The sequence below is a fragment of the Ectothiorhodospira marina genome (genome assembly GCF_900109495.1).
GTDB classification, from domain to species: domain Bacteria; phylum Pseudomonadota; class Gammaproteobacteria; order Ectothiorhodospirales; family Ectothiorhodospiraceae; genus Ectothiorhodospira; species Ectothiorhodospira marina.
In genome coordinates this window covers 1-13,179 of the sequence record NZ_FOAA01000019.1, presented here as the reverse complement: position 1 = coordinate 13,179, position 13,179 = coordinate 1, and the positions used below count along the sequence as shown (strand labels likewise).

10 protein-coding genes are annotated in these 13,179 nt (G+C 59.6%); 2 read left to right on the top strand and 8 right to left on the bottom strand.

What is annotated here, in order from left to right; genetic code table 11:
- Positions 1-155 precede the first annotated feature (155 nt).
- Positions 156-1,943 (bottom strand): C4-dicarboxylic acid transporter DauA, encoded by a 1,788-nt coding sequence (gene dauA / locus BMY52_RS13425; protein ID WP_090255252.1) that lies wholly within the window; start codon positions 1,941-1,943, stop codon positions 156-158.
- A gap of 195 nt (positions 1,944-2,138) precedes the next feature.
- On the opposite strand from dauA, the gene BMY52_RS13420 reads away from it, so the two are divergent.
- Entirely contained in the window at positions 2,139-2,333 is a 195-nt protein-coding gene (locus BMY52_RS13420) for a CopG family transcriptional regulator (RefSeq protein ID WP_090255316.1), read from the top strand.
- A gap of 50 nt (positions 2,334-2,383) precedes the next feature.
- On the opposite strand, the gene BMY52_RS13415 is transcribed toward BMY52_RS13420, so the two are convergent.
- A complete protein-coding gene (locus BMY52_RS13415; protein WP_090255251.1) occupies positions 2,384-3,088 on the bottom strand; it encodes a M48 family metallopeptidase in 705 nt (234 codons plus the stop codon).
- A complete protein-coding gene (locus tag BMY52_RS13410) occupies positions 3,085-6,450 on the bottom strand; it encodes a type I restriction endonuclease subunit R (RefSeq protein ID WP_090255249.1) in 3,366 nt (1,121 codons plus the stop codon). Before BMY52_RS13410 ends, BMY52_RS13415 begins: the two co-directional genes overlap by 4 nt.
- An 89-nt stretch (positions 6,451-6,539) precedes the next feature.
- Here BMY52_RS13410 and BMY52_RS15455 point away from each other — a divergent pair, with 89 nt between their 5' ends.
- Positions 6,540-6,704: a hypothetical protein gene (locus BMY52_RS15455; protein WP_169738292.1), complete on the top strand. Its 165-nt coding sequence runs from the start codon at positions 6,540-6,542 to the stop codon at positions 6,702-6,704.
- 62 nt (positions 6,705-6,766) lie between these two features.
- Here BMY52_RS15455 and BMY52_RS13405 read toward each other — a convergent pair whose 3' ends face one another.
- From BMY52_RS13405 to BMY52_RS15760, 5 genes are all read right to left on the bottom strand, one after another.
- Positions 6,767-7,702: a hypothetical protein gene (locus BMY52_RS13405; RefSeq protein ID WP_090255247.1), complete on the bottom strand. Its 936-nt coding sequence runs from the start codon at positions 7,700-7,702 to the stop codon at positions 6,767-6,769.
- The gene (locus BMY52_RS13400; protein ID WP_025280493.1) at positions 7,699-8,286 is read right to left on the bottom strand and encodes a DUF6932 family protein; all 588 of its coding nucleotides are present in this window, start codon (positions 8,284-8,286) and stop codon (positions 7,699-7,701) included. The genes BMY52_RS13405 and BMY52_RS13400 overlap by 4 nt, the downstream gene beginning before the upstream one ends.
- A 228-nt stretch (positions 8,287-8,514) precedes the next feature.
- Positions 8,515-9,804 (bottom strand): restriction endonuclease subunit S, encoded by a 1,290-nt coding sequence (locus BMY52_RS13395; protein ID WP_090255245.1) that lies wholly within the window; start codon positions 9,802-9,804, stop codon positions 8,515-8,517.
- The gene (locus BMY52_RS13390) at positions 9,797-12,220 is read right to left on the bottom strand and encodes a type I restriction-modification system subunit M (RefSeq protein ID WP_090255243.1); all 2,424 of its coding nucleotides are present in this window, start codon (positions 12,218-12,220) and stop codon (positions 9,797-9,799) included. The genes BMY52_RS13395 and BMY52_RS13390 overlap by 8 nt, the downstream gene beginning before the upstream one ends.
- Before the next feature lie 474 nt (positions 12,221-12,694).
- On the bottom strand, positions 12,695-13,069 hold the full coding sequence (locus tag BMY52_RS15760) for a MipA/OmpV family protein (protein ID WP_425429243.1): 375 nt from the start codon (positions 13,067-13,069) through the stop codon (positions 12,695-12,697).
- Positions 13,070-13,179: the final 110 nt, after the last annotated feature.

The following is a 13,179-nucleotide window of genomic DNA, read 5'->3' as shown; positions in this document are numbered from 1 at the left end:
CTCTGAGGTGGAACGGATTGCCGTGGAGGGACACACCGACGACCGCCCCATCACCACCGAGCGCTTCCCTTCCAACTGGGAACTCTCCGCTCATCGCGAATGGAGTACCACTCCCAGGCGGACGAGTTTCCCGTGACATGTGGAACCAAAACTCGTTAGTGATCTTCAGCACCCACACCGGATTTTTGATCACTCAGTTCTTTATGCCAACGCAGAGCCACCATCCCCGCTTGCGTTAAATTTCGGCAGTGCGTGAGAGATCCCGCCACCTTGCGTACACCTGCGCGACGCAACTTGGTTATTATCCTTGGCTGCAAGCCAACAAGGATCAGCCCAACCCCCTGACGCGTCATTTCTGCAATCAGTGACTGGACCGCAACAATGGCCGTGCCGTCCATGCTCGGTACATCGTGCATATCAACAATGATGGTCTTCACTTTGGGATCTGCCAGATGCAGCGAACTCAATGCCTTTTCCGCAGCCCCGAAAAATAATGGCCCGTTGACGTCATATACTGCCACTTCAGCAGGGAGCCCTCCGATTGTGGGATGGTTTTTGGTCTCCACATGATCAGTTTGAGTCAGTGAAGCCATTCGCCTGATGAACAATGCGGCAGCCAACCCAATGCCTACTGCCACAGCCAATACCATGTCAAAAATGACAGTGAGGCCGAAGCATGTAACGAGGATGGCTACATCGCCTGGCGGCGCTGAACGGAGTGTGTGCAGGACATGTCTTGCCTCACTCATATTCCATGCAATGATGAAGAGAAGGGCCGCCAGTGCCGCCATGGGTACCATGCCGAGCAACCCGGCCAGCGCGATGACGGCAAGCAGGACCACCAATGCGTGGATCACTGCGGCGATCGGGGACCGGGCGCCACTGCGGATATTGGTGGCCGTCCGGGCAATCGCGGCCGTTGCTGTAATTCCACCAAATAGTGGCGCAGCCATATTCCCCAACCCCTGACCTATCAACTCAGCATTGGGATCATGTTTCGTCTTGGTCAAGCCATCGGCCACGACCGCGCATAACAGCGACTCAATGGCACCCAGTATGGCAATGGCAAAAGCCGGACCGAGGAGTGCTCGTATCAGGTCAAAGCTCAGCTGCAGCGGCTCACCATCTGGTCCGGGCAATAGCCAAGGGGCCATGAAAGTGGGTGGGATGGGGGGTATGCCAATGCCTGTTTCCCCGTTGGCCTCCCAAGTGAAGCGCGATGCAATCGTCTCAACGGCAGCACTGCTTTCCTGGCCACTCAGCCATTGATTGACGAAATACGCCGCGATGGCGCCCACCACCAAACCGACAAGGGGCGCCGGAATGGGTAGATGAAAACGTGGCCAGACGAGCATGACGAGCAGGGTAAATACACCCACGCCTAACTCTAGCGGCTGCAAGGTGGGGAATGAAGTCACGATGACCCAAACATTTTCAACGAAGTGTTCAGTCAGCGAGCCTGTTTCCAGTCCGAAAAAATCAGGAATCTGCAAGACCGCGATCACGACCGCGATACCCGCCGTAAACCCCAGTACAACCGGGTAGGGGACAAACTGGATAAGTCGGCCCATGCGGGTGACCCCTAACGTCACCAGGATCATGCCCGCCATCATGGAGGCGATGAGCAACCCCCCCAGGCCGTACTGTTGAACGATGGGGAAAAGGATGACCACAAAGGCGGCCGTCGGGCCGGACACATTGAAACGGGAACCGCCGGTTAGGGCGATGATGGCGCCGGCCACAATAGCCGTGTAGAGGCCGTGCTGAGGCGGGACGCCCGTGGCAATCGCCAATGCCATGGACAGTGGCACGGCCACGGTGCCTATAGTGAGGCCGGCCATCACATCCTTACGCAGATCCGCGAGTCCATAACCATCATGCCAGGCGGCGCGCAGGCCCGTGGATATGCTGGGCAGTTCGACTGAACGTCTTCGGCGCGACATGCGATGATCTCCCGCTAAGATGAGCCTATCCTTGGCTCATCATTTTATATGGAAAAAATATTGATTACATTAACATAAAGTGAAAATACGGGGCAATGGCATGTCAAGGTATTGCATGACCAGATCGGCGTTCAAGCATTGCCATGATAAGTGAAGTGAACTAGGTATTTAATGTTAATGTCGTGGAAAAATCTAATGGAAAACAAAACTGCCCGTCTCACTCTGCTCATAGCCCCAAACAAGAAGAAGGCCCTTGAGCACTTATGTGCTTCACAGGATTTGACTCCTTCTCAAGTGGTGCGTCAGTTGATACGTAATTATCTAAAGCAACATGGAGTTGAATATGAAACTGAGCTAGTCAAAAAAACAACAGCAGTTCATCCTGATTAGTGCCTTCGCGGAGGGCAACAGCCTCAGCGGTTTGTGAGAATAGTAGTTCTTCAGGAAACCCCCTCCACCTCGATCCCATGCCGCGCCAGCCAGTCCTTGCGCTGCTCATAGTCCGGCATGGCCCGCTCCAGGCGACGCCAGAACGCAGGGGTGTGATGGGGCTCGTGCAGGTGAACCAGCTCATGCACCACCACATAATCGGCGATGGGGCGGGGCAGCAGGATGGTCTTCCAGTGGAAGTAGACCCGGTTCCCCTTGCCGCAGGAGCCCCAGCGATAGCCCAGGTCCTGGACCTTCACGCCCGCCGGTTCCACCCCCATGCGCCGGGCCTGCGCCTTCACCCTGGCGGTCAGCCAGTCCGTGGCGCGGGCACCGTACCAGTGGATGAAGTGTTCCCGGGCTTCGGGTAGGGCGTCCTCGCGGAGCTGGAAGCGCCCTGCCACGAGTTTGAGCGGGATGTCCTGGGCATCATCGGGTATGCGCTTGAGTCGGTAGCTGCGGCCCAGGTAGAGGAATCCCTCGCCGTTGACGTACTGCTTTTGCGGCAACTCGCGGCGGCTTTCGGCCTTTTCCGCCAGCTTGCGGTAGATCCACAGCCGCTTTTCCATCACAAAGTCGCGCAGGTGCTGCTCATCGGTCCCGCTGGGCGCGGCAATGATCAGCTCGCCGTCCCGGTCCACAGTGATCTCCAACGTCTTGCGGCGCGCGCTTTCGCGCACCTCGAAGGTGAGATCATCCACGGCCAGCTGGGTCATGCGTTCACCAGCTTGTCGTGATTGCTGCGGGCCAGGTCCAGGAGCCGCTGTGTCACCTCTCTGCCGCGGTCGAATGGGACAACGCACTTGATCATCAGCGTGGTGAATACCTCCTGGCGCAGGGCTTCCTGGTCCGGGATATGGGAGGGTTTCCAGAAGTCGGGGATGGCGATCTCCTCCTGGATCAGTTCCACCAGTTCCTCGGTGGTCTCCCACAGCTTGCGGGCCTGGGCCTCGTCCATCTGCTCCAGAGTCTGGCCACTGCTGGCCACCAGTTCCCGCCAGAAGGGCTCGGCATGGGCGGGCATGTCCGGGATCGCCTCACCGTCGATGGCGACCCCGTCACGGAGTTGATGGATCAGGCCCTCCAGGGCCTCCACCTGTTCGGCCCACTGGCCATCCAGTTGCTGAAGCAGCTCCTCCAGGCGCTCGCTGAGACGGCCATACTTCACCGGATCCTCGTCCAAGTGCTTGCGTACATGAGAGCGAACCGCATGCTCCATCTCCGAGGCCTTGGCGCGATCCCCCACCTGGCGGCCCAGGTGCGCATCGAACTCGGCATCGGTGAGTTGTACCGGCGGGATGCGTGGGTCGATGCCCAGGGAGATCACATAATCGTCGATCAGCTTGCGCACCTTGTTGCCGATGTCCTGACCCAGTTCCGGGGTGTCCTTGTAACGGTTGCGGGCCAGGGCGTGGATATAGGCGAGCCGCTTGGCGTCGTTGACGAACTCCAGCCCTTCGGGGCGCGGCAGCACGTCGTCCAGGCCGCGATTGAACGCCTTGAGCTTGACCATGAACTCGGCTCGCACCCGCTCATCGGCCAGCGCCTGCACGGCTTCCTCGGTGTCGTCCAGGTCATCCACCCCCTGCCCGCGCAGCACGTCGATGACCCGCAGATGGCGGTCGCGCAGCAGGGGGATCTCGTCCTTGAGGCTTTGCAGGGCGCCCTCGATATCCTCCTCGCTGTAGGCGGCCAGGGCCTCCTTGAGGTGGTTGGCCACGCCGAAATAGTCCACCACGATGCCGTGGGTCTTGCCGTGACCGGTGCGGTTGACCCGGGCAATGGCCTGCAGCAACTCCGCCTCCCGCAGGGACCGGTCCAGGTACATCACGCCCTCGATGGGGGCATCAAAGCCTGTCAGCAGCATGCTCTTGACGATCAGGAAGGCCAGCGGATCGTGCTTGGAGGCATCGGTGGGCGGCGTGCCGTCCAGCGGCGGCAGGGGCTTCTTGAAGCGCTCTATATGGCTGTCGACGGCGGCGCGGTCGCTCCACTTTGCCCAGGTGGGATCATCGTTGTTGCCGCTGCTGAACACCACGGCGAACGCCAGTTGGCGCAGCACCTGACGATAGCGCCAGGCCTGGATCGCCGCCTTCACCCGCAGGGGCCGCGTGAGCAGCTGGGTATCATCCAGCGCCTTGTCCTCGGGGGAGAGGGCCAGCGACTCTTCCAGCAGCTCGGCGCGGGCTGCCTCCAGGACCTCAACGTAGCGCAATGCCGCGCGGCGGCTATAAGCCACCAGCTGGGCCTTGTAGCCGTTGGGCAAGATATGGGTCACGTAGTGGCGCAGGATGTCCTGGGCCTTTTCCTGGATCAGTTGCGGCGCCTCAAAGATCTGTCCTTTGGTGGCGTACTTCTTCTTGATGGCCTCCAGCTCGTCCGGGCTATGATTGCGGAACAGGTCCTCGAACAGGCCATCCAGGCTGGCACCGTCCTTGATCGCCCCCTTGGCGGTGCGCCCCTCATAGAGGATGGGCACGGTGGCGCCGTCCTGCTCCGACTCCTTGATGGTGTAGCGGTCGATGTACTCGCCGAAGATGTCGTGGGTGCGCTTCTTGTCGCCCATGATGATGGGCGTGCCGGTAAAACCGATGCGGGCCGCGTTGGGCAGGGCGCGCATCATGTTGGCGTGCAGGTCGCCGGCCTGGGTGCGGTGGGCCTCGTCCACCAGGATCAGGATGTCCTCGCTGGTGTTGAGCACCTCGAAGGGCTCGCTCAGGGTGGGTTTCTTCGGGGTGCGGCTGCCGCTCACCGGGAGTGGTTCAGCCACATCCCGGTGCGCCCAGTGCAGCCCCCGGCCCTCGGGGATCTCATAGGCATCGCCCTCCCCTTCGGCATCCGGGTCGCGGTATTTCTGAATGGTGCCGAACACCAGACCGGGGCCCTCCCGGGCCAGCAACTTCTTGAGCCCGGCGGTGTTGCGCGCCTTCTCCACACTCTCCCCGGTGAGTCGGGCGGTGTTGGAGAGCTGGGTCTGCAAATCCTTGCGATCGGTGATCACCACCACCTTGAAGCGTCGCAGGGCGGGGTCGGTACGCAGCTTGCGGACCAGAAACACCATGGACAGGCTCTTGCCGCTGCCCTGGGTATGCCAGACGATGCCACCACGGCGATCCGCTTCGCCATCCTCTCGGCGGGTCTTGCCCTGTTTCAGCCGCTCCACGGCCCGGGTCACGCCGCGGAACTGCTGATAGCGGCAGACCAGCTTGATGGTCTGGCCGCCCAGGTTCATGAACAGGGTGTAATGGCGCACGATGTCCAGCAGGTTGGCCCGGGTCAGCATCCCGGCGATCAGGCGTTGCTGGGCGGAAAGATCCGCCACGCCCAGGTCCAGGGCCACGTGGGCTTCGCGCCGGGGGGCCACCGTCTTCCAGCTCAGGTAGTGGGCAAAGCGGGCGCCGACGGTGCCCACCCGGGCGTCGTCGAAGTTGCTGGCCACCAGGCACTGGGTGGTGGCGAACAGGGCCGGTGCCCCCTCGTGCTCGCCCACCTCGCCGTCCAGCCAGCGCTGATCATGGTAGCGGCGCAACTGATCCACTGCCTGGCTCATGCCCTCCGGGGCGCTGCGACTCTTGCACTCCACCACCACCAGCGGGATGCCGTTGACGAACAGCACCAGATCGGGGATCACGTGGCCCTTGGCGCCATCGTGGCCGGGCGGGCACTTCACCTTGAACTGGTTGACCACGGTGAAGACGTTGTTGGCAGGTTCCTCCCAGTCGATGTATCGCAGCGTCTGGCCACGGCCTCCGTCCCACCCTTCAAGGCCCTCCACCGACAGACCATTGAGCAGCAGGTCGGTAGCCTGCTGATTGGCCTCCAGCACCTTGCTGGCGGGGAGCCGGGTGATGGCCGCCACGGCCTGATCCAATCGCACCTCATCGAGCCAGGGCTTGCCGTCGCGCAGGTTGATGGCGCGCAACTGCTCCCGTAGCAGCGGCTCCATCACCACCTGGGCGAAGCTGTCCCGGTGGGTCACGGCGGGATCGTCCACCGAGCCGGCCAGAAACGCCCAGCCCTGCCCCACCAGCTGGTCGATGAAGGGCTTTTCGACATCCGTATATTCGGGACCTGCCATGCCGTGGCTGCTCCGTGCTGCTGTAGGGTTTTTGATGCAGGGGGCGCGGTATGCGCGTAAAATGAGCATACCAGCCAGGAGAGACTGACATGATCACATCCCGCTCCCCCAAGAAGCGCCGCATTGTGAGCCGTGACGCCCTCCTGAAGAGCGTTGCCTCCTCCACCGCCGTGGAGACCGGCGAGGCCAGCCGCAGCATCGAAACCAGGCTGCGCTCCGGCAAGTCCCGATTCAAGTCCCTACCGCTTGCCTGACCCGCTCCACCATCGGCTTGCAGAAGTGCTAAGCCGTAGCTCCAAAGTGTGATGAACCTGCCTTACGGTTCAGCCACCTTCGGATCACCCGTTGCCCAACGAGGTAGCTCCAGAAGCTTGTAGCGGGGCCTGCCCCGTCCGGCCTGGGTGATCAGCATCTTTGCCTCGACCATTTCATTACGGTGGTCGTTGATGGCGTCCGGGTTTTCAACACCTGGGCCAATCTTTGCCGTCAGCCACTCCTTGCTGTCTTCGATCTGAAATTCGCAACTTCCCTTATGAGGCAAAGCACCACCGAATCTGATCAAAAGAGCCTGTTCGTTTTCGGAAAGATACTCCTGGCTCAGTCGCTCCAGGCTGCGCCGGACTTGCCCCGAGTTCCTGAAACTAAATGACTTGTCTGCATGCATCAAGGAGCAGGTGGCATCATGGTCATTCAGGATGCTGACAAAGCCTCGGATCTTGTCCAGGGCACGCTGATCCATATCAGCGGCTGCTTCAGCGAGTTGCTCATCATCAACGCCAATACTTCCATCAAGCAAGCTGCGGGTTGCTTCCAGTGCCTTGGCTACAGTGCTGTCCTGATAAAACTCCAGTTGTGCCGACGATTCCTGAAGCTGAAAGCCGAATGAGCCGCGAGCAGTACCGGTGATCATCATCTGATACTGATCGCGATTAGGCACAGGTCCTGTCGGTGCCAATATGGCGTGATGGGAGGCGCCGACAGCGGTGATGGCTTCCGAAAAAGCAGACAGTGCCTTGGCAGCGAAGGCAGCCAGAACCCCCTTAGAACCCGACACCGGACGGCCGCTGAATGTCAGCACTGCCTTAACGGGCTCTTGTTCCAGAGCAGAAGAGTCCGCTAATCTTTCTTCGAGTTCTTCAAGCCGAAGCTCCAGGCTGGCTCTGGAAAGTACCCGGTCTTCAGGGATTCCAGCCAACATACCCCTGAGCGTATTGCACTCGGCTTGAAGGTCAATATACTCCTGCTGATTCATACGTTTTCCTCCTGACCCATAAGGGAGTCAAGACGCGCCCTTGCTGCATGATCCGGCATCAGAGACACCTGAATGAATCCCTTCCATGCTCTGTCTCTTCGATGAGACCAGACGCCGTACCAGTAGGTGCTCAATGCCACCAAATCAACGCTGGACGCCCTATTGAGCGGAACCATGAAGGCGTCTACCATCAATTGTCTTTTGATCAACGTCCTGCTGTTTCTGGTGAGCCCTATGATATCGGAATAATGGGTCTTGATTTCCATCTCGCTCATCCCTGACGGGAACTCAATGAAACTGACCACATCGATATCATTCGGCGATCGTTTTTCTATCGCTTCGACGTGCTCCATATAGCTCCCATCCAGCCACTGGAACCCTTGTATCAATCCTGCCTCATGCAGGCCACTCCGGTAGCGAAGGAAGCCGTCCAGTATCCTGATACGCTCTTTTGATGTACCGAAATGCTCCACGAGATCGAGCAGCGACACATGATAAGGTGAGCGATTCAAGGAAGTCGGATCGCCAGCATCCACCGGCGGCAAAACCCCTTCCGCCGTCCAGTCGGGGATCGATACGTTCATGAATTGCCTTCCCTGTCTCTGTGGTTTGGATCTGTCCGTTCATGATACCCCCCTCGTCGGCCAAGTGTCATGCGGGGGTTGACGATCAACCGCGCTGGAAATCGGGGAGCTGGATCTTGCCGGTGGTGATGTCCTTGAGCAGTTCCGGGAGAGAACGCTTGGTGCTGTCGAAGGTGGTCATGGAGGGTTCCCTGAATGATGTAATCCTGATGTTATGGAAGCCCCGGTCTATGCCGGGGTGGTGGCCTGGGCTTGGGCCTGGTCGAGCAGCGAGATGACGCGGACGCGGCCGGTGAGGAGGTCGTTCATGAGGCCAGCCTTAATCTGCAGAAGTGCTCTGAGCTCCTGAGCTCTTGTGTCCAACACATCAGATAAGGCATTTACTCGGTTGCAAATTCTTATTTGCTCTTCTTGTGAAGGCCAGAAAAAAAGTAGCTGAGAAATTATCTCGCTATTAGCCACGTCACGCCCACCGGAGTTAACTTTTCTTATGATTTGATTTTTTATGAAGAATGAGCCTAGCTGAGCTTGCAAAAATTCAGGCTTGGCAGCCTCTTTATCAAGACATATTCTCATTAGATTGGATGACATTATCCATCCGTCTTCGTTCTCTGTAACAACTACTGATCGCCCAACATCAGCAACGCGGGAAAAAACGATATCGCCATGGCTCAACTGGAAATCGATAAGTCGTTGAGCGTCTCGACTGTCAACATATAAAAGCTCTTCTTTTATGAATTGGCCCTTACCCAAGGAACCTATCGTTATGACGGGGTGGCCTTGCTTTTTCCAGTGCTCCCCTTTTAGCGAGGAGCCAAATGGGCCAGTTCGAAGATAAGGAGTGCCACTTTCACTTTTGCTTTTAAGCGAATCAACTTTCCACTCCCTCGGAATCAACCCCAGCGGCGAATCCTTGTAAAGCTCCGGCGCCTGCTCGGGGCTGGGGCGGAGCTGGCCGTTCTCGTCGATGCCGCGAGTCAAAAGGTCGTGGAGCAGGCCCTCCTTGACCTTCTCCAGCTTGGCAATCAGCGCCTCGGTTTTCTGGATTTGGGTGTCGAGGGTGTCGAGGATACGGGCGATGAGACGTTGCTCATTAACCGGGGGGGCTTCAAGGCGAAGCTGGGTCAGGTCCCTAACTGACAAGTGCCTGACAGTCGTTTGGGGAGTTTTCTGGTGAATGTTCTGAAGCTCGGTTGCGAGGAGCCAGAACAGGTATCCATCATCTAGTTCGATGGTCGAGGCAAAAACTTTACATACCCGCTGGTTAAGGAGTGCTTTCCCTTTAGCCCAGCGAACGATATTGAAATCGCCATCCATCCCTATAAGGGTGTCACCATCATCGATGACAAACTCATCGGGATAAGGTCCGATAAAATAGGTTTCCACCTCACCGGCAAGGAGATCCCTGATTCTGATTAGGGGCACCCCTTCTTCCTGCGAAAAACCCTCCGATGGGAAAGGGAAGCCAGAAAGGATCTCGGCGTGATCGCCAAGTTGGATTGATTTCCACTCACACATACCCCAACCCCTCCAAATACCCCCGCAACGCCCTCGCAGCCGCATCCCGCTCGGCCTCAATCTCCCCCAGCGTCACCCGATACTTGTCCCACCAGGTCTCGAACGCCGCGATCACCTGCTGGCGCTGCTGGCGGATGTAGCGCTCCAGGATGCCCTTGAGGTCGTTGTGCAGGATGGTGCCCACCAGTTCGGCGGCGGCCGGCTCGTCCAGGGCGTCCACGGCGGCGTTCAGGTGTGCCTCGAAGCTGGCGACCTTGGCCTTGTGCTGCTTCCTGACCTGGGTGCGCTCGCTCTTCCAGGTCTTGATCTGCTCCGGCGTCGGGGCATCGTCGTCCTCACTGCTTTCGGATTCCGTCTCGTCGCCGTCATCACCGTCGGGCTTGGCCTTGGCGGCCTTGATGAGGGCTTCCAGTTCCGCCTTGCGGGTGGCCAGCTCTTCCAGTTCCGCCACATAGTCCTCCATCAGAAAGTGGACCAGACGGTGGTCGAGGGGATTGGCCTTGCTCTGCTCGTCTTCCAAAAGGCTCACGATGGCGGTGCGCCAGGCGTCCACCACGCCCAGGCAGCCGCGGGCCTGCAGGGTGCGGAACTCGTTCTTGTTGTCGAACCAGAAGCCGGCAATGATGCCTCGTACTGCGAAACGGTCCAGCATGGCAGTGGGTTCCAGGGCCGCCGAGAAGCTGCCCAGCAGTTCGTCGCGCAGTTGGGTGAGGCGGCCCCCATTGCCGGACAGGCCGGTGATGCTGCCACCGTGCTCGGTCCACCAGCGCTCGAAGGCGGCCATCACCCGGGCCTCCTTGGCGATGAGACCGGCATCCGCCTCGACGGCGGGTTTGAGGTCGCGTTTCTCGGTCAGATGCCCGGTAAAATCCACGTAGTCAGGGTCATCTACCCTGGGCGTGAATAGCCCCAGGGGGTCGAGGCCCTGGGCATCAAACAGCGGGCGCTTGGCGTCGATCTCGGCCACCGGTACGCCACCCTTCAGGTGGGCGCGGACATCCTGCGGCTCCGGCGGCGGGGTGTTGTCGGCGTAGCGGCGGATGTTGAGGTTGTAGTCGTTGTCCCGCAACTCCGAAACCAGCACCACCCGGGCGAAGCCGGGCACATCCTCGAAGGCGTCATAGGTGCTGGCGATCTTCTCGATATGCTCCGGCAGCAGATGGTTCTGGGCGCGGCCTTCAAAGAATTCCCGGTCGGCGTTGATGAACAGCACCCGGCCCTGGCGTTCGTCGGGCTTGGCCCCCTTGGCCCGCAGCACCAGGATGCTGGCGGGGATGCCGGTGCCGTAAAAGAGATTGGGTGCCAGGCCGATCACCGCCTCCACCAGATCATCCTCCAGCAGACCGGCGCGGATGCGCTTCTCGTCACCACCCCGGAACAGCACGCCGTGGGGCATGACGGTGGCCAGGCGGCCATCGGACTTGAGGCAGGCCACCATGTGCTGCAGGAACATCAGGTCGGCCTTCTTGGCCCCCTCCGGCACGCTGCCGTAGTGGAAGCGCTCGGGGAAGTGCGGGCTGGGGGTGTAGCCGATGGAGAACGGCGGATTGGTGAGGATGCGGTCGAAACGCTTGAGTTCGCCGCCCTCCACATGCTGTGGGTCGGTGAGGGTGTCGTCGTTGCGCAGGTCGGCGCTATTCACGCCGTGCAGCAGCATGTTCATCTTGGCGATGGCCCAGACCGAGCCGGAGGCCTCTTGGCCGAACAGGTTGAGAAGGCGCGGATTGCCGCCCTGCTCTTCCAGATATTCCTTGGCGAGGATCAGCATACCCCCGGACCCCATGCAGGGGTCGTACACGCTGTGCCCCTCCTGGGGGTTCATCAGCCGCACCATCATGCGGACCACCGGGCGCGGGGTGTAGAACTCGCCGCCCTTCTTGCCGGCGGAATCGGCGAAGTCGCGGATCAGATACTCGTAGGCGGCGCCGAGCAGGTCGGGGAACTCGAAGTCCTCGTTGCGCAGGCGGTATTCGCTGAAGTGAACGATCAGGTCCCGGAGCTTCTTGTCCGGCAGGGTGGTGGAGCCCACCTTGCGGGTGAAGTCGATGTGCTCCAGCACCCCGGCCAGGCTGGGGTTGTGCTCCTCCAGGCCGGCCAGCGCCTTGTTGAGCGCGCTGCCCACACCCTGGTGGGCCTCGTTCAGCAAGTGCGACCAGCGGGACTGGAGCGGCACATAGAAGGTGGCCCGGTACCAGTCGGGGGCCTCCATCTGCTGAAGGATATCGGCCTCGCCTGCTCCCGCCTGCCTGAGCTGGTCACGCACCTCCTCCCGGCGCTGCTCGAAGACATCCGAGCAGCGCTTCAGGAAGAGCATGCCAAAGATGTACTCCTTGAACTCGGAGGCGTCCATGCGCCCACGCAGGATGTCGGCGGCCTTGAACAGGTGCCGCTCAAGCTGGTTGAGGGTGAGGATCATGTGCTGCGGTTCCGTTTACGATGAGCTGACCGCACTGGGCGGTCGTGGCGACCGGCCAGCCTATCGCATCAAAGTTGGTAATAGAAGGCCACGCACGATGAAGGTTTTTCAGAAAACCCGATTGGGTGATCAAGGGCCATGCCCGCCTACCAGAAGACAGGATCATTGAGCGCCGGGATACAGTGCGATGCCTCCTTGAGAGGCATCATCTTCCCACCCGCCAGGGGTTGTCCCAGCCAGCCTTCGGGTTGCTTCAATTTGAAGGGCGCCGGAGCCAACGCCTCGGTGATGGGTGAAAAGCCAGCACGCGAGTAGTAGTTCGGATCACCATAGGTCCAAGGACGGTATCCAGAGCGGCATGCTGCCAAACTGTCCCGTGTGCTTCACGGTCACGCGGGTATTTCACCAAAGATGGCTTTGCGCATCGAGCGCTGGCTGGGTGAGGAGCGAGACAGCCATACCAGGTGAATCAATCTAGAATACGTAAATGAACCCGACGCCGACTTCGGCTTCATAGTTGCTGCGAGCAATTGGGCTAGCTCGAACATCGCTACTATAATGCTCATAGAGCGCCTCGCCGAAAACCTGCCAATTTCTGTTAAGAATATGGCGATAATTGTAATTGATACCAAGTGAGCGAAATCCACTGCTCATTCTAGTTTCATTCAAGCCAGACGCAGCCGATTGCTGTGCGGTGATACCGAAATCTTTATTGGCAAATTCGCTATCGTGAAACACCGCAACGAGATTAATTTCAGAACCGGAGCCGTCCCATTTATCGCCAAAGCGGCGGCCTACGCCAAAGAGACCAAGGTTCCCGTTCTCTCCGGTGACAACCCGGCCAACCAGCCAATAACGCCAATCTTGACATCCTCTCCGGCCTGAAGGCCGGAGATTCCTACGGCGCTCAATTCGCTGATGCGATTTGAGTCGCTTCGGTGGGTTCCTGCTTCATCGGG